This window comes from Mucilaginibacter terrae (assembly GCF_031951985.1).
Lineage (GTDB): Bacteria > Bacteroidota > Bacteroidia > Sphingobacteriales > Sphingobacteriaceae > Mucilaginibacter > Mucilaginibacter terrae_A.
On the sequence record NZ_JAVLVU010000001.1, the window covers coordinates 4,185,044 to 4,203,782 of the forward strand.

The 18,739-nt window shown below is 47.1% G+C and carries 8 protein-coding genes; all 8 read left to right on the forward strand.

Annotated elements, in window-relative coordinates; translation table 11 throughout:
- The first annotated feature begins 7 nt into the window (after positions 1-7).
- Positions 8-1,582, forward strand: coding sequence for an MGH1-like glycoside hydrolase domain-containing protein (locus tag QE417_RS17915; RefSeq protein ID WP_311951923.1), 1,575 nt, complete (start codon positions 8-10; stop codon positions 1,580-1,582).
- 389 nt (positions 1,583-1,971) lie between these two features.
- Positions 1,972-4,746: an alpha-d-galacturonidase gene (locus tag QE417_RS17920; RefSeq protein WP_311951925.1), complete on the forward strand. Its 2,775-nt coding sequence runs from the start codon at positions 1,972-1,974 to the stop codon at positions 4,744-4,746.
- Between the two features lie 440 nt (positions 4,747-5,186).
- On the forward strand, positions 5,187-8,063 hold the full coding sequence (locus QE417_RS17925) for a glycoside hydrolase family 95 protein (RefSeq protein ID WP_311951927.1): 2,877 nt from the start codon (positions 5,187-5,189) through the stop codon (positions 8,061-8,063).
- 10 nt (positions 8,064-8,073) lie between these two features.
- A complete protein-coding gene (locus QE417_RS17930) occupies positions 8,074-11,802 on the forward strand; it encodes a malectin domain-containing carbohydrate-binding protein (RefSeq protein ID WP_311951929.1) in 3,729 nt (1,242 codons plus the stop codon).
- 6 nt (positions 11,803-11,808) lie between these two features.
- Positions 11,809-14,622 (forward strand): family 78 glycoside hydrolase catalytic domain, encoded by a 2,814-nt coding sequence (locus QE417_RS17935; RefSeq protein WP_311951931.1) that lies wholly within the window; start codon positions 11,809-11,811, stop codon positions 14,620-14,622.
- A 209-nt stretch (positions 14,623-14,831) separates the two neighbouring features.
- On the forward strand, positions 14,832-15,959 hold the full coding sequence (locus tag QE417_RS17940) for a glycosylase (protein WP_311951933.1): 1,128 nt from the start codon (positions 14,832-14,834) through the stop codon (positions 15,957-15,959).
- A gap of 341 nt (positions 15,960-16,300) precedes the next feature.
- Positions 16,301-17,512, forward strand: coding sequence for a sugar-binding domain-containing protein (locus QE417_RS17945; protein ID WP_311951934.1), 1,212 nt, complete (start codon positions 16,301-16,303; stop codon positions 17,510-17,512).
- Positions 17,484-18,704 (forward strand): DUF4982 domain-containing protein, encoded by a 1,221-nt coding sequence (locus QE417_RS17950; protein ID WP_311951935.1) that lies wholly within the window; start codon positions 17,484-17,486, stop codon positions 18,702-18,704. The genes QE417_RS17945 and QE417_RS17950 overlap by 29 nt, the downstream gene beginning before the upstream one ends.
- Positions 18,705-18,739: the final 35 nt, after the last annotated feature.

Here is an 18,739-nt window from a genome sequence, read left to right on the forward strand (position 1 = left end):
ATTATAAATGAAGAAGACATTCACCATATTACTACTCCTAACAGCAAGCATTGCTTACAGCCAAACCAAACCCGGCCTCAGCAACGATAAGCTCAAAACCTACGTTACCTATTTCAATAAAATAGATACCGAAACGGTAAAGAACTACGTGACCAACGATCAGGCAATTGACTGGCTATCGCAAAATATTCCACTGTTCGAGTGCCCCGATTCAACCCTTGAAAAAATATACTATTACCGCTGGTGGGCTATGCGCAAGCATCTAAAGCAAACACCCGATGGTTTTGTATTTACCGAATTTATAACCCCGGTTAATCATGCCGGTAAATACAACACGGTGAGCAGTGCCTTAGGACATCACATTTACGAGGGGCGCTGGCTGCGCGATGCGAAGTACATCAACGATTATATTAATTTTTGGCTGTACGTCGACCCTAAAACACCAAAGCCACATTTGCGCAATTTTAGCAGCTGGTTACAAAACGCGGTTTACAACTACTATTTAGTTAACGGCAACAAGCCCATGGTGCAAAAGCTTTTGCCTGTGTTAGATGCCGATTACCGCGCCTGGGAAAAGGACAAAAAGCTGCCCAACAATATGTTTTGGCAGTTTGATGTAAAGGACGCCATGGAGGAATCTATTAGCGGTGGACGTAAGGATAAAAACATTCGTCCAACCATTAACAGCTACATGTATGGTAATGCCATCGCCTTATCAAAAATGGCGGCATTGGTAGGTAACGATACATTGAAAAAAATTTACGCTGCCAAAGCCAAAGAGCTCAAGAAACTGGTGCAGGACACCTTGTGGGATAACCAGGCATCGTTTTTCAAAGTAAAACAAGTTGCCAAAAATCAACTGGCTGATGCCCGCGAAGAGCTGGGCTATATTCCATGGTACTTTAACCTGCCCGACGATAAGGCCAAATACGCCGAACAATGGGAGCAGTTGGTTGACGAAAAAGGCTTCAATGCTCCATGGGGAATAACTACCGCCGAGCGCCGTCACCCCGGTTTCCGTACGCATGGTACCGGTCATGGCTGTGAGTGGGATGGAGCAGTGTGGCCGTTTGCCACAACCCAAACGCTTAAAGGATTGGCAAATTTGCTCACCAATTACAAGAACAAAGATGGCATGAGCGCCAAAATTTTCTATGATGAACTGCATAAATACGCGGCATCGCACCAAAAGCGAGGCTTGCCGTATTTAGGCGAGTATCAGGATGAAAAGAATGGCTATTGGCTAAAAGGCGATAACCCGCGCAGCAGCTATTACAACCACTCAGGTTTTGCCGATTTAATTATCAGCGATTTGGTTGGTTTAAAACCCCGCGAAGATGATAAGCTGGAAGTATACCCGCTAATTCCTGAAGGCCAGTGGGATTGGTTCTGCCTGGATAAGGTGAACTACCGTGGCCGTACCATTACCATCCGTTGGGATAAAACCGGCACCAGGTATAAGCAGGGCCAAGGATTGTATGTATATAGTGATGGTAAAGAAGTAGCCAAGAGCAAAGAGTTGAAGCATATTATGGTAAAATTGCCGTTACCTGCACTTACAAGAGATAAAATAATACAATAGCATGAAAAAATGCTATATGAATAACTGATAGGGTACTTTTAGATTTGAACCTGATAGAGTGAGCAATTTTGTATCGTAGTAGTACAGATTGTTAAGTTTAGCAAAACAGGTTAAAACTGTTTTTGCCGCAGTGATTCCCCTCTCGAGAGGGTTAGGGGTGTGTCATTAGCCATGCGTGGTAACTAACACACCCCTGCCACTTCACCCGGCAGCCGCACCCCTCTCAAGAGGGGAATTTGTTAAGCTGACTTTCAAAGCTACAGTACAGTAAACTTTTAAAACCAATAATAAACTTTTCACCTGTTTGTTAAGCTGGGTTAAAAATCAGTTTCAGGACGACTCAAAACACCGTCGGCCATAAACAGGTAAATCGTTTTTGATAACTTGATATGGCCAAATTATACAACCGCTTTTTTCTGAGCGTAATCATCGCTTTTACATGTTTTGCTAACGCGCAAGCCCAAAAGTCAGCAACCAAAACCGTTGCCATTGTTACACCTGCGGGTGCACATGTACGTATAGGTTACGGTGCCGGTCAGTTGGTAAAAGCGCTTCAAAAAAGCGGATATCAGACTGAAATAGTTAAGCAGGTACCGGCTTCGGGTGCCAGCATTGTAATTGGCCGCGCGCAAGATGCCGTGGTAAAAAGCAGCATCACCAAATACGGCATTAAAACCAACGGCAAACCCGGTAAAGAAGGTTACGCCATTGGCACAGGTAAAAACAGCATGGTTATATCGGGTACCGATTATTCGGGAGCTATGTACGGCTGTCTCGAACTGGCCGACCGCATTCTCACCCAAGGCAAACTCCCAACCACAATAAACTTTACCGACCAGCCCGAAATGGTTATGCGCGGAGCCTGTATAGGTGTGCAAAAACCGGTATTGTTAGAAGGTCGTGGCACTTACGAATATCCTTACACCCCCGAAAACTTCCCGTGGTTTTATGATAAGGCGCTGTGGCTGCGCTACCTCGATTCGTTAGCCGAGAACCGCATGAACGCCCTTTATCTGTGGAATGGTCACCCGTTTGCATCACTGGTGCGTGTTAAAGAGTATCCGTACGCCGTTGAGGTTGACGATGCCACGTTTAAAAAGAACGAAGAGATATACAAGTTTATAACCGACGAGGCCGATAAACGCGGTATTTGGGTTATACAGATGTTTTATAACATCATCGTGTCAAAACCATTTGCCGAAAAAAATAAGATGGCAACACAAGACCGCAATCGCCCCATCATCCCCATCATAGCCGATTATACCCGCAAGTCAATTGCCGAGTTTGTTAAAAAGTACCCCCACGTAGGTTTAATGGTTGCCTTGGGTGAGGCCATGGAAGGTGTTGGCCAGGATGACATCGACTGGTTTACCAAAACTATTATACCAGGTGTAAAAGATGGATTAAAAGCTATTGGTAAAACAGAGGAGCCGCCCATTGTACTGCGTGCTCACGATACCGATGCTCCTGCGGTAATGAAGGCCGCATTGCCTATCTACAAAAACCTGTACACCGAAGCTAAATTCAACGGCGAAGCTTTAACTACTTATACCCCCCGTGGCCCATGGGCTGAGTTGCACCGCACCCTAAGTCGTTTAGGTTCGGTACAAATTGAAAACGTACACATTTTGGCTAATTTGGAGCCATTTCGCTATGGATCGGCCGATTTCATACAAAAGAGCGTGCAAGCCATGCACAATGTTTACGAGGCTAACGGTTTACACCTATACCCGCAGGCATCATACTGGGATTGGCCTTACACCGCCGATAAAGCCGACCCGCGCCTGCTGCAAATTGACCGCGATTGGATTTGGTACAAGGAGTGGGCTCGTTATGCCTGGCAATGTAACCGCGACCGTGCGCAGGAAATCAAATACTGGGGCAAATTACTGGCCGGTATGTACGGTTGTACGCAGCAACAAGGCGAACAAATACTGAAAGCTTATGAAGAAGCAGGAGAAATATCGCCGCAAATACTACGTCGGGTAGGTATAACCGATGGCAACCGCCAAACCATGACTTTGGGTATGCTGATGGCACAATTTACCAATCCGGAAAAATTCGGTTTGTTCAGCCTGTTATATAACTCCGAGGCTCCCGAAGGTGAGATATTGAGCGAGTATGCCGAGAAAGAATGGAAACACGAGAAGCACATTGGCGAAACCCCGTTGGACGTGGCTAACAATATCGTGGCTTTTGGTAAAAAATCGGTAGAAGCCATTGAAAAAGCATCACCGGGTGTAAAGAAAAATAAGGCAGAGTTCGATCGCCTTAAAAATGATATGTATATCCATGAGGCCATGGCCAATAGCTATTCGGCTAAAATAAAAGCGGCTATTACTATTATGCGTTATAAGTATACCGATGATGTAGCCGATCTGGAAAAAGCCGTTCCTGATATGGAAGCCAGCCTGAACTATTACCGTGAACTGGTGAAACTTACTAAAGACACCTACCTGTATGCCAACAGCATGCAAACCAAACAGCGCAAAATTCCGGTAAGCGGCAACGATGGTAAAATGAAAACCTGGGTTGAATTGTTACCTGTTTACGAAAAAGAGCTGGCTAATTTTAAAAAGAATATCGATTCGTTGAAATCACCATCTGCCAAGTCTAAAAAGACCGCGCTGACCACACTGACTAATGCGCAGGTAGCTGTTACCGCCGGCGCCGAAGGTAGCTATATTATTGGCGAGGGAGCCAAGCCATTTGCCGACACCACAGTAGCCATTACCGATTTTGCCAAAGAATTGAAAGGCCTGAAAGCTGTTCAGTTAGACAGGGACAAGCAACGTAAATCGGGCACTAAAATCAGCTTTACCAACACACAACCGGTAAAAGTACTGGTTGGCTATTTCAATAAAACAGGTTTCATCAATCCCGATACCTGGCCTTACCACGTGCCATCACAATTGGAAACCGATGCGAGTGCCAATGATTACGGTCAGGCCGACGTAAAGCTATCGAACGGCTTACTCATACCAACACAACCATCAGTAAACATACACACCTTCAGCTTTAAACCGGGCAATAACACCCTAACCCTAAGCAAAGGCATAGCCTTGATATTAGGTTTTGTACCCGATAGTCAGCCCGTACCAGTATACGACGCAGGCCTGAGCACAACCGGAAATATTAAAGATTTGAGGTGGTTGTTTAATTAGTTTGGTGAGTGGTGAGTGGAGAATAGTGAATAGTTGAGGATGGTGAAAGGGAAGGGAAAAAGGAGCGGAGCGAGGTGCGAAGAGCGAGGGGAGAGCTATCAAACCATACAAAAGCACTGACTCAACGACACCGAAATAAAACCGGCATCAGCCTGTTCGGCAACCACAGGCTTAAATAAAAGCAGAAACGTTGTAGAACAGGGTGCAGCCGGGAGTTTTTCTTTGGTTACTTTCTTTTTGAGGAAAAAAGAAAGTAACATCCACAGGCTGGTGTAAAATCACTTTACCAAGCCTAACGGAGAACTGAAGAAAGTAAAAGCAGAAGCCTAAGTTTTAGGTGAAAGGATAAAGGTGAAGACACGTGAAACAAGGTGATTGAAAGTAGAACCACTTTACCAGTCCTAATGGAGCACAGAACCAAGTAAAAGCAGAAATCAAAAATGAAGAGAAGACTTATCCTACTAACCATAGCAACACTGCTTTGCCATAACCCTCTTTCAGCCCAAACCCTCAAACTCTGGTACACCCAACCCTCCAAAAAATGGACCGATGCCTTACCCATAGGTAACGGCCGCATAGGAGGCATGATATACGGCACAGCCGACACCGAACGCTTACAATACAACGAACAAACCCTGTGGACCGGCAAACCCCGCGACTACCAACGCGAGGGCGCATACCAATACCTGCCTCAAATGCGTCAGCTCCTGTTCGATGGCAAACAAAAGGAAGCCGAAGCCATGGGCGAGGCCCACTTTATGGGCCGTAAAATGAACGAGGAGGATTACGATAAACAGAAAGCAGTTTGGTTTAAAACAATAAGCGCAGTTAAAGCACCGGGAGCTATTGCTTACAACGATAGCAAATGGAAAAACATTAACTTACCTACAGAAAAAGGCTGGGAAGTAATCCCCGGCTTTGAAGGCTTAGACGGCGCAGTTTGGTTCCGAAAAACGTTTGAACTGCCTGCCGATTGGGTTGGTAAGGATCTAATACTAAGCCTTGGCCGCATGCGCGATATGGATTTTACCTTAGTGAACGGCGAACAGGTAGGCTCTGTTGACGGTGCTGATTATCGCCGGTATACCATCCCGGCAAAGCTTTTGCACGCAGGTAAAAACCAGATAGCCATACAGGTAATTAATTACTGGGATAAAGGCGGTTTAACGAGTAACGCCCGCGAACTGGCTATATACCCTGTGGGGTATGATCATAGTGAAGTAAAAGGAAGCAAAGTGACAGATGACATTGCAATTGATCCTAAAACCGGCGAACTTGTTAAAGTCATCAAACTCAATGGCCCATGGAAATACTGGATTCAGGATAACCAACCGCCACAACTCCCGCGCTATAATGCCGATTACCAGCCCTTTGCCGACCTATTTTTGCAAATGGCCAAAACCGGCACCATCACCAACTACAAGCGCGACCTCGACATTAGCAACGCTACCGCCCATGTTACCTACACCGCAGGCGGCGTAAACTATACCCGCGAATACATTGCCAGCAACCCCGACCAGGTAATGGCCGTGCACCTCACTGCCGATAAACCCGGTAAAATATCATTTAAAGCATTGCTGCAAACCTTGCATCAGTCGGTAAGCATACGTAAGGTTGATGCACATACATTAAGTCTATCTTTCAAGGTGCGTAACGGGGCTTTGCGTGGCGTAAGTTATTTGTACGCCGATGCTAAAGGTGGTAAGCTGACCGTTACCAATGAGGGTATTAGCATCAGCGGCGCTAACGAAGCTACCTTATATTTAACCGCCGCTACCAATTTCAAAACTTATAAAGATGTATCGGGCAACCCTGAAACAATTTGCGCTAAGCAAATAGCCGCTGTTCGTACCAAAACTTATGCAGCGGTTAAGGCAGCCCACGTGGCCGATTACAAAAAATTGTTCAACACGTTTACGGTTACCTTTGGTACTGGGAGTAATGATGCCCTGCCAACCGATGAGCGCATTTTAAAATACAACAGTAACACTGACCCTGGGTTGGTAAGCCTGTTCGTACAGTATAGCCGCTACCTGCTTATCTCTAGTTCGAGACCCGGCAGTAAGGTGCCTGCTAATTTGCAGGGCTTGTGGAACGATTTGTTGACTCCGCCATGGGGGAGCAAGTTTACCACCAACATTAACCTGCAAATGAACTACTGGGGTGCCGAAATGCTGAACCTTTCGGGCTTAACACAACCACTGTTTAGTATGGTTGATGATCTGCGCCAAACCGGTGCCGCAACTGCCAAAGCACACTACAATGCCCCCGGTTGGGTACTGCACCACAACACCGATCTGTGGCGCGGCGCGGCCCCGGTAAATGCATCTAATCACGGAATATGGGTAACCGGTGCCGCTTGGATAAGCGAGAGCCTGTGGGAACATTACCAGTTTATACAGGACAAGGCCTTTTTACAAACACGCGCTTACCCCACCATGAAAGGTGCTGCCGAGTTTTTTGTAGCCAATTTGGTTAAAGATCCCGTTACTGGTTATCTCATCAGCACGCCATCAAACTCACCAGAGCATGGTGGTTTGGTGGCAGGGCCAACCATGGATCATCAGATCATCCGCGAGTTGTTTAAAAACACCATCGCGGCAGCAAAAATATTGGGTGTTGATGCGGAGTTCAGTAAAACCTTGCAGGAAAAATACAGCCAGATAGCGCCGAACCAAATAGGTAAGTACGGCCAGTTACAAGAGTGGATGCAGGATAAAGATGATACGACAGATACCCACCGCCACGTGTCGCACATGTGGGGTGTGCATCCGGGTACCGAAATTACCGCTGCTACGCCCGACTTGCTGAACGCTGCCAAAAAATCAATGTACTACCGTGGCGACGATGGCACCGGCTGGAGTATTGCCTGGAAAATAAACATTTGGGCACGCATGCGCGACGGCGACCATTCCTACCTCATGCTCACCAAACTGCTTTCACCTGCCGATGCCGTGCCTAATCACGAAAAGGGCGGCGTGTACCACAACCTGTTTGATGCGCACCCGCCGTTTCAAATTGATGGTAACTTTGGCGGCGCTGCCGGTATTGGCGAAATGATACTGCAAAGCCAGTTCGGTACACTGGATATATTGCCGGCCTTGCCCAAAGCCCTGCCCAACGGCGAGGTTAAAGGCATCAAAGCCCGTGGCGGTTTCGTGCTCAACATCAAATGGCAAAACGGTGCACTGCAACAGGTAGAAATTACTTCCGAAGCGGGTAAGCCTTGTGTGGTAAACTATCAGGATAAACAAGTTAAATTCGATACTGAAAAAGGCAAATCGTACAAGTTGAATGGCGATTTGAAAAAGATATAATATGGCGTTCATGACACACCCCTTAACTCAATTCAGTGCAAAAACTAATGCCCTGCAAGTCCCCTCTCCAAAGGGGAAACTACTGCCGGTGCGTTTTGTACAGATGATAGTTCGGGTGCTCAAATATGTAGTAGCTGCTAAAAACACAACCCTAAGTTTCCCCTCTCGAGAGGGGATAGCACAACCCCAACGTTACTTGCTGGCGGTTGTCAGGGGTGTGTCCTTCGTCGCGCTAATCCAAGTAAGCATTATTGCCTCCGCCCAAACCAATCCCCGTCAGGATATTCTCCTCAACAACGGCTGGCAAACCGTAGCACATGATACAAAAGCAGATGCCTACACCGGCTTCGAGCAATCGGCCTATAAAACAACCAACTGGAAATCCGTAACCGTACCCCACAACTGGGATGGTTACGAAGGCTATCGCCGTTTAAAACACGGCAACCGCCACGGCTATTCGTGGTACCGCAAAACATTTACGGCAAAGCAATTGAAGGCCGGTCAGCGTTATTTTTTATGGTTTGAAGGGGTAAGTTCATACGCTACGGTTTACCTTAATGGTAAAAAAGTAGGCTATCATGCAGGGGGGCGCACAACTTTTACGCTCGATGTAACTAATACTATTAAACTGAATCAGCCAAACTTACTCGCTGTTAAAGCCGATCATCCAGCCAATATTCAAAACCTACCCTGGGTTTGTGGTGGCTGTTCGGATGAGGTTGGCTTTTCGGAAGGTTCGCAGCCAATGGGCATTTTTCGCCCGGTGCATTTGATCGCTACCAACCCGGTGCGCATCCAGCCTTTTGGGGTATATGTATGGAACGATACTACGGTTACCGAAAAATCGGCGACCCTGCATCTCGAAACGGAGCTGAAAAATTATGGCATCAAGGCCGCATCGGTACAAATTATTAATCGCTTAACCGATGCCTCGGGCAAACAGGTTGCCTTGGCGCAATCGACGGTCAACCTATCATCTGCAAAAGAACAAACCCTTAAACAGGATTTTAAGGATATAAAAAACGTACACTTATGGTCGGATAAAGATCCGTACCTGTACACCCTGTACACGCAGATCATCAAAAACGGAAAGGTGATTGATGAAGTGCAAACCCCGTATGGCATCCGTTGGATAAAATGGGGTATGGGCGTTAATGGCGATAACCGCTTTTACATCAACGGCAAACCGGTGTTCATCAATGGTGTGGGTGAGTACGAGCATTTGATGGGCAAGAGTCATGCCTTCAGCAACGAAGAAATTAAAGCGCGCGTAATGCAATTGAATGCCTCGGGTTTCAATGGTTTCCGCGATGCGCACCAGCCGCACAACCTCGAGTATCAAAAATATTGGGATAAACAGGGTACCATTTGGTGGCCGCAGTTTTCGGCTCATATTTGGTATGATATGCCCGAGTTTAAGGAGAATTATAAGGCCTTGATTGTCGATTGGATAAAGGAGCGCAGGAATAGCCCGTCGGCTATGCTGTGGGGTTTGGAGAACGAGAGCAAACTGCCCGAGGCCTTTGCCCGTGAGTGTACCGAACTCATCCGCTCGCTCGATCATACCGCATCATCGCAACGCAAGGTAACTACCTGCAACGGTGGTAAGGGTACCGATTGGGACGTGCCGCAAAACTGGACCGGCACCTATGGTGGCAACCCGCTCACTTATGGCGAAGACCTGAAACGACAGGTTTTGGTAGGCGAATACGGCGCATGGCGCAGCCTCGAACTGCATACCGAAGGGCCATTTATAGCTACTGGTCCGTTAAGCGAAGACCGCATGGCACAGATGATGGAAACTAAAGTGCGCCTGGCCGATTCGGTTAAAAACGAGGTGGCAGGACATTATCACTGGATATTTTACTCGCACGAAAACCCCGGCCGTATACAAGGCGGCGAGGGCTTGCGCGAACTGGATAGAGTTGGTCCCATCAACTACAAAGGGCTGTTTACCCCTTGGGGGCAACCGTTGGACGCATTTTATATGTTCCGCTCCAACTATGCGCCAAAAGATAAGGAGCCGATGGTGTACATCGTGTCGCACACGTGGCCTAACCGCTGGCTCAAACCCGGCAAAAAAGACAGCATCAGCGTGTACTCTAACTGCGATGAGGTGGAGCTGTTCAACGATGTAAAAACGGTATCTCTTGGCAAACGCAAACGCGGAAAAACAGGTACGCATTTTCAGTGGGATGGCGCCAATATTCAGTACAATATGCTTTATGCCGTTGGCTATGTGAACGGTAAAGTTGTGGCCGAGGATTACATTGTGCTTAATCATCTGCCTAAAGCACGGAATTTAAAAAAGCTGACAACAGATAACTCACAACAGACAACCAGTATCACCAAACCTGCATCGGGTAAAAAATATCTCTACCGCGTAAACTGTGGCGGAGCAGAATACAAGGACAGCAACGGCAATATCTGGTTGGCCGACAAGCATCAATCAAACCCAAAAACATGGGGTTCAACCTCGTGGACGGATGATTTTGAGGGAATGCCGGATTTCTTCGCCAGTCAGCAACGCACGTTCGATGCCATCAAAGGCACTGCTGATGGCGCATTGTTCCAAACCTTCCGTTACGGGATGGATAAGCTCAAATACGAGTTCCCACTGCCCGATGGTAAATACCAGGTAGAACTTTATTTTAACGAACCATGGTACGGTATAGGCGGTGGTATGGATTGTACTGGCTGGCGTTTGTTTGATGTGGCGCTGAACGGCAAAACGGTCATCAGTAACCTTGACATCTGGAAAGAAGCAGGTGTTAATCAAGCCCTCAAAAAAACAGTTACCGCACAGGTTACCGGCGGTAGGCTGATTATCAGTTTTCCGAATGCTGCTGCGGGTGAGGCCATTATTTCGGCAATTGCCATCAGTACGCCTAATCAGCAAGTGAATGTACCGCAGGTTTCAAATGAAGGAATTATTGCCAGCCTGAAAGCTCCGGCTAACTGGTCGGCCAAATCATGGCTGGATGTGGGCGATAAGCTTTATGCCGGCAATGCAAATGTTATTGTTCACGAGTTACCGCCTACTTTATTTGGGGCCGAATGGCTGCAAACATCGGCTACGTCAGGTTCGGCTAATTTTAACATGAATGAGGATGGAACCGTGTATGTAGGCATGAACGCCGTTGCAGGCAATCGCCCCGAATGGTTGAAAGGTTATGAAGTAAGCGGCTTAAAAATACAAACGGATGCGGCCAATGGCGCAACGCTTAATCTTTACCGCAAAGCTTATAAAAAGGGTGAAACCGTTACTTTGGGAGCCAATGTTGGTACGCAAATGTACATGGTTGCGGTGTTACCTAACGTTACACTTGCACCCGCAACCGATCTCCGCAAAACCATCACCTACCGTGCCGATGATGCTTTAGCACAAGGCAACGGCGCCGTTAAAGATACGCTGAGCGGCCGTAAGGTTGTCCGCTTTACGCAGCAAGCGGGCGGAGTTGCAACTTTTGCCATTACCCCGGGTGTGGGCGATGTGTATGCCCTCCGCATTAAATACTACAACTTTACCGATAAGCCCCTCACTGGCAAAATGAAGCTGCTGGCCGAGGATGGCACCGTAATGAAAGAAGAGGACATTACCTTTGGCATTGTTAAAAAAGGAAAATCGGGCACGCATGCTACCAGCACGGGTACCAGCATAAATGCGGGTAATTACCGGGTAGTAATAACGGGTGTTGATGCTAAAGACCTTAATCTTTCGGGCGTTGAAATGCAATAATTAACCATGGTAAACAAAAAATTATATATCGCATTTTTACTGTTGCCTTTGCAGGTATTTGCGCAGGCGCTAAAGGTAAACAACCTGCAATGCGAGTACAAAGCCGCACCGCAGGGTGTGGAGGCTGCATCGCCAAAATTGAGCTGGCAGTTGCAAAGCAGCGGGCATAATATTCTCCAAACCTCGTACCGGGTACTGGTGGCCGATAATGCCGAAGCATTGGCCAAAAACACAGGCAACATTTGGGATTCGAAAAAGGTAAGTTCGTCGGCATCTATACAGGTACTATACCAGGGCAAGCCCCTGCAGGCGGCCAAAACTTATTATTGGAAGGTGATGGTTTGGGATAACCAGCAACACACCTCAGGATGGAGCAAACCTGCCGAATGGCAAATGGGCCTGTTAACCAAAGCCGACTGGAAAGGCGCGCAGTGGATAGCCTATGATAAACTCCCCGACTCATCGCACATTACCCCGCTTATTCACTTACGCGGCCCCAAAAAGTTAGGCTTAGCCAATGATGTGCTGCCCTTGCTGCGCAAAACAGTTTCGATTAAAAAGCCCGTTAAAAAGGCTACCCTATACATAAGCGGCTTAGGCCATTTTGAGCTGAGCGTAAACGGTACCAAAACCGGCGACCATTTCCTCGACCCGGGATGGACGGGCTATGATAAGCAAGCCCTGTACGTGGCGCTTGATGTAACCAAACAACTCAAGCAAGGCGAAAATGCCATAGGGGTAATGCTGGGCAACGGTTTCTTTTTTATTCCGCGCGATGTGCGTTACCGCAAAATGACTGGGGCATACGGCTATCCTAAAATGATATGCCGCCTGGTAACCGAATATACCGACGGTACTACCGAAAGCGTAATAAGCGACCCAAGCTGGAAAACCGCACCAGGTCCAATTACCTATACCAGCATTTACGGCGGCGAAGATTACAACGCTAACCTGGAGCAGAAGGGATGGAACAAACCCGGCTTTAACGATGCGGCCTGGAAAAAGGCTATCGTTGTTGATGGCATCCCCAATTTAGATGCACAGGTTGCCGAGCCGCTGAAAGTGTTTGAGCAATTCACCGCCAAAAGCATCAAGAATTTGGGCGAGGGCGTTACCGGTCAGTATAGCAAACCTAAAGACAGTACCATTAAGCAGCAGGTAATGCGCAGCCGGTATTTGTATGATTTTGGGCAGAACCTCTCGGGTATTTTTGAATTGAAGGTAAAAGGCAAAAAAGGCGATACCGTGCGCGTTTATCCTGCCGAGTTGCTGGCTGCCGAGGGAACGATAAACCAAAAAGGTTCGGGTAACCCGCATTATTATGATTACGTGTTGAAAGGCGATGGCGAAGAAGTTTGGCAGCCGCGTTTTACCTACTATGGTTTCAGGTATATTCAGGTAGAAAATGCCGTTGCACCGGGGGAGACAAATCTGCACAAACTGCCTGTGATAAGCGGGTTGAAGAGTTTGCACACGCGTAATGCTGCGCCAATTGTGGGTGAGTTTTCTTGCTCCAACGAGTTGTTTAATAAAACTTTTGCGCTGATAGACTGGGCGATAAAGAGCAATATGGCCAGCGTGTTTACCGATTGCCCGCACCGCGAAAAGCTGGGATGGCTGGAGGAAGCGCACTTGGTGGGTGGTTCAATACGCTATATTTATGATATTTCTAATTTGAGCCGCAAGTGTATTAACGATATGCAGGTATCTCAAACAGCCGAAGGCCTGGTGCCCGAAATTGCACCGGAGTTTACCAATTTTGGCGGCATTTTCCGCGATTCGCCCGAGTGGGGGAGTAATTCCATTATCATGCCCTGGTACGTTTACCAATGGTACGGCGATAAAAAAGTACTGGCCGATAGCTACAGTATGATGCAGCGTTATCTCACTTACCTGGCAGGTATGGCCAAAGAAAATATACTGAGCCAGGGTTTGGGCGATTGGTTCGACATCGGTCCAAAATCGCCAGGATTATCGCAAAACACCCCACAGGGCATCACAGCAACGGCTATTTATTATTACGACCTGAACATCATTAGCCAGATAGCCCGCATGCTGGGCAAACCTGCCGATGCCGTTAAATATGAAAAACTGGCTGTTGAGGTGCGCAAAGCCTTCAACCAAAAATTCTTTAACCCGCAAACCAAGCAATACGGCACCGGCAGCCAAACGGCCAATGCCATGGCGGTATACTTTAGTTTGGTGGACGCTAAAGACAAGGAAGCCGTAATTGCCAATATTGTACAGGAGATAAAAGATCACAATAATACACTCACCGCGGGCGATATTGGTTACCGTTACCTGCTCCGGGTACTTGATGATGCCGGCCGTTCGGACGTGATATTTGACATGAACAACCGCTCAGATGTACCGGGTTATGGCTATCAGTTGGCCAAGGGTGCTACTGCGTTAACCGAATCATGGCAGGCGCTGCCTGGTGTGTCAAACAATCACCTGATGCTGGGCCACATTATGGAATGGTTTTACAGCGGTCTGGGTGGCATTAAACAGCCTGATAATGTCAATGGTGTTGGTTTCAGGGCTATCGACATAAGGCCCGAACCAGTGGGTGATGTAACATCGGCGCAAGCCAAAACGCAGTCGCCTTACGGTACCATCAGCACTAAATGGGAGAAAAAGAACGGCACTTTTGTGCTGGATGTAGAGATACCCGCCAACAGCCGGGCAACGGTTTACCTACCGGTTGCCAAAACTGCAAAGCTGAGCATGAACGGTAACGTTGTGCAGGCTTCAGCGTATGAGAAGGGTAAGGCTATAGTAAAAGTGGGTTCGGGAGTTTATAGGTTTGAGGCGAGGTAAGTGCCCCACCCCGACCATCCCCGGTAGGGAGGGAGATAGGGAAGAGATTGCCCCGCCGTTGTCTGTGTCCTCACAGACAACTATGTAGGCGAGTGTATAAACACTGTTCAATACATTTAATTAAATACCTGATTGAACAGAGGAGTAATTAAGAAGAAAAAGAGATTATTTTCGATTTTTTCATGATTTTCAGAGATAAAAAGTACGAGATGAAATATAAAAAAATAGGTTTAGTGCTGAGTTTGTTATTTTTTGCAGCTGCTACACTTTTGGCGCAAAAGGCAAAAAAGGAAGTGCCCGAAAGCGTAATGAACGACATTTACGAAAAGATAAAAACGCCGCACAAATATGGACTGGCGCTGGTTCCAGTGGAGAACAGCAAGAAAATGGATTGCCCAACCGTGTTCCGTAAAAATGGGCAGTGGTACATGAGCTACATTATTTTCGACGGCCGTGGTTACGAAACCTGGTTGGCTCACAGTACCGACTTATTGAACTGGAAAACCACCGGCCGCATCCTCTCTTTTACCGATACTACCGATTGGGACAGCAACCAAAAAGCGGGCTACGTAGGCCTACAAGATCCTAAATGGGGTGGCAGCTACGAACTTCAAAAGTATGATAATAAGTACTGGATGTCGTACTTTGGTGGAAACAGCACCGGTTATGAAAAAGGTCTGTTATCAATCAATATGGCTTACACCGAAAAGGACCCCGCCGTGGTACACGAGTGGAGCCGTTTGCCAAAACCAGTGCTCATGTCTACCGACAGCAATGTGCAGTGGTGGGATAACCACACCATGTATAAGGAAACGGTGCTTTGGGATAAAAAGAAATCGTTGGGGCATCCTTTCATTATGTATTACAATGCCAACGGCGACAGCGTGAACAAAAAGCGTGGTGCCGAGCGTATAGGCATGGCTTTTTCGGACGATTTAAAAACCTGGACGCGTTACAAGAACAACCCGCTATTAGACCATAACATTGGCATAACCGGCGACCCATACCTGCAAAAAATTGGCGATGTTTGGGTAATGTTCTATTTCGGGGCATTTTGGAAAGACAAGGGAGGCGCGTTCAACCGTTTTGCCTGCTCATACGACCTGGAAAACTGGACCGAATGGAAAGGTGACGACCTAATCAAATCAAGCGAGCTGTATGACGATATGTTTGCGCATAAATCATGCGTAATAAAATGGAAAGGTGTGATTTACCACTACTATTGCGCAGTAAATAAGGCCGATCAGCGTGGTATTGCGGTAGCTACCTCAAAAGATATGGGCAAGAGTAAATTGAACTTTATTGCTCCCCCGCCGCCGAAAGCGAAGAAGAATTAAGGGTTTCTACAGATATAGAAACCTGTCATCTCGAACGATAGCAAGCGATTAATATAACGCATAGGATTCCTCCTAACGTCGGAATGACAGGTGGTGAAATACTGCGAGAGGTGCAGTTTGCGTTAGGGATAGTAGCGTAAAGCCCGGAACGCAGCATAGCGAAGTGAGGACTTGCAGCGGATAGCCCGGGCCGGAGGCAACGCCCATATTGGTTATAGAGTTAATTAGAAACAAAACCGTCATTGCGAGGAACGAAGCAATCTCTGAACTTAGCATAGTGACGCCTACGCAGCGATTGCTTCGTTCCTCGCAATGACGTGTAAATAAAAAAATATTACTCCATGCGGTTAAAGTTTTTAAGTGTATTAGCAGTATTAATGTTTAGCCTGGCTGTGGCGTATGCCCAAACCGGACGTAAGGTAGAAAGCTTCAACAGCAACTGGCGGTTTTATTTAGGTGACGAAAATAACGCTAAATATGCTGATTATAATGATAGCGAATGGCGGCAACTTACTGTTCCGCATGACTGGAGCATTGAGGGAAAGTTTGACGAAAAGAACCCGACCGGGCAGGCCGGAGGTGGTTTGCCAGCCGGCATAGGCTGGTACCGCAAAACGTTCACCGTACCGCAAACTGCGCAGGGCAAGAATGTTTTTATTGATTTTGACGGTGTGTATTGCAACAGTGAAGTTTGGATAAACGGGCATTCGCTGGGTAAGCGGCCTAACGGGTATATCTCGTTTCAGTATGATTTAACGCCTTATTTAAATTATGGTGCGCAAAAAAATGTTATAGCCGTTAAGGTAGATAATTCGGCACAGCCTAATTCGCGCTGGTATAGCGGGTCGGGTATTTACCGCAATGTGTGGTTAACCACTACCTCAAAATCATACATACCGCAGTGGGGAACGTTTGTAACTGCACAGGTTAATGCGGCTAATGCTATTGTGCACATGCAAACGCAGGTAGTGGTTAAGCAAAAAGGATTACATTTAAAGGCTTCGGTACTTACGCAATCGGGGCAGCTGGTTAACTCTATTACCACTGCTTTAGATGGTAACGACAGTCTGGCTACCATCAATCAAAATATCATAGTAGGTCAGCCTAAATTATGGTCGGTTGATAACCCTTATTTGTACAAAGTGGTTTTTCAGGTGCTTTCGGGTAAGCAGGTTATAGATAAGTACGTTACGCCAATAGGCATCCGCAGCTTTAATTTTGATGCAGATAAGGGCTTTTCGCTCAATGGTGAGCGCATGAAAATAAAGGGTGTTTGTATGCACCATGATTTAGGTGCGTTAGGCGCGGCTGTAAACGTGCGTGCTATGGAGCGCCAGCTGGAGATTTTGAAAGCCATGGGTTGTAATGCTATCCGCACCTCACACAATCCACCTGCGCCGGAGTATCTTGGTTTGTGCGACCGTATGGGCTTTATTGTGATGGATGAAGCCTTTGATATGTGGGCCAAAAAGAAGAACAAGCAGGATTATTACCAGTATTTCCCCGCATGGCACAAGGCGCGATTTGGAAGACCAGATCAAGCGCGACCGTAACCACCCATCGGTTATGATGTGGAGTATTGGTAATGAGATACGCGAACAGTTTGACAGCACAGGAATTACCATCACCCGCGAACTGGTTAAAATTGTAAAGGACTTAGATAATACCCGTCCCGTAACTACGGCATTGAGCGAGGCCGATGGCAAGAAAAATTTCCTGTATAAATCGGGTGCGCTGGATATTTTGGGCTTCAACTATCACCCCGAAACTTATGCCGATTTCCCTAAGAATTATCCCGGCGAAAAATTTGTAGCGGCCGAAACCATTTCGGGCTATGCTACCCGCGGATATTATGATACCCCTACCGATAGCACCCGCCACTGGCCTACCAGTTCTAAAGCCAACTTTACGCAGGGTAACGACCAATTTGCCGTGCCTGCGTACGATAATGTGGCTGCCTATTGGGGATCTACCCATGAGGAAACCTGGAAGCTGATAAAAAAATATGACTACCTATCGGGCGAATTTGTATGGTCGGGTTTTGACTTTATTGGCGAACCGGTACCTTACCCATGGCCTGCCCGTAGTTCGTATTATGGTATTATTGATTTAGCGGGTTTCCCTAAAGATGTGTACTATATGTACCAAAGCGAGTGGACCGATAAGCCGGTGCTTCACCTTTTACCCCATTGGAACTGGGAAACCGGCAAAACGGTAGATGTATGGGCGTATTACAATAATGCCGACGAAGTAGAGCTGTTTCTGAACGGCCGCTCCTTAGGCACCCGTAGCAAACAGGGTGAAGACCTGCACGTAGTTTGGAAAGTACCTTTTGAACCGGGTGTGCTCAAAGCGGTATCACGTAAAGACGGTAAAGTGGTGTTAACCGAAGAAAAGCGTACCGCAGGTAAACCTGCCAAAATTGAACTGATTGCCGACCGTAAGCTTATTAAATCTGACGGTAAAGACCTATCTTTTATAACAGTGCGCATTTTAGATGCCGCCGGTAATGTGTTGCCCGATGCTGACAATCTAGTGAACTTTACCATTAAAGGCAAAGGCACTTTAGCTGGGGTGGATAATGGCGCGCAGGCAAGTATGGAATCATTTAAGGAACCACAACGTAAGGCTTTTCATGGGCTTTGTTTAGCTATTGTACAAGCAAGCAAAAGCCCGGGTTTAGTAACCTTTACCGCTCGTGCTGAAGGTTTAATGCCCGCTACGGTGACTATAAAAGTGAAGTAATTAACCCCACCCAACCCTCTCCGCCTTAGGCGGAA

What these genes read in the sequence shown, in the direction of transcription:
- QE417_RS17925 (WP_311951927.1), top strand. Translation starts at nt 5,187, where the DNA reads ATGAAGAGAAGACTTATCCTACTAACCATAGCAACACTGCTTTGCCAT.
- QE417_RS17935 (WP_311951931.1), top strand. Translation starts at nt 11,809, where the DNA reads ATGGTAAACAAAAAATTATATATCGCATTTTTACTGTTGCCTTTGCAG.
- QE417_RS17920 (WP_311951925.1), top strand. Translation starts at nt 1,972, where the DNA reads ATGGCCAAATTATACAACCGCTTTTTTCTGAGCGTAATCATCGCTTTT.
- QE417_RS17930 (WP_311951929.1), top strand. Translation starts at nt 8,074, where the DNA reads ATGACACACCCCTTAACTCAATTCAGTGCAAAAACTAATGCCCTGCAA.
- QE417_RS17945 (WP_311951934.1), top strand. Translation starts at nt 16,301, where the DNA reads ATGCGGTTAAAGTTTTTAAGTGTATTAGCAGTATTAATGTTTAGCCTG.
- QE417_RS17940 (WP_311951933.1), top strand. Translation starts at nt 14,832, where the DNA reads ATGAAATATAAAAAAATAGGTTTAGTGCTGAGTTTGTTATTTTTTGCA.
- QE417_RS17915 (WP_311951923.1), top strand. Translation starts at nt 8, where the DNA reads ATGAAGAAGACATTCACCATATTACTACTCCTAACAGCAAGCATTGCT.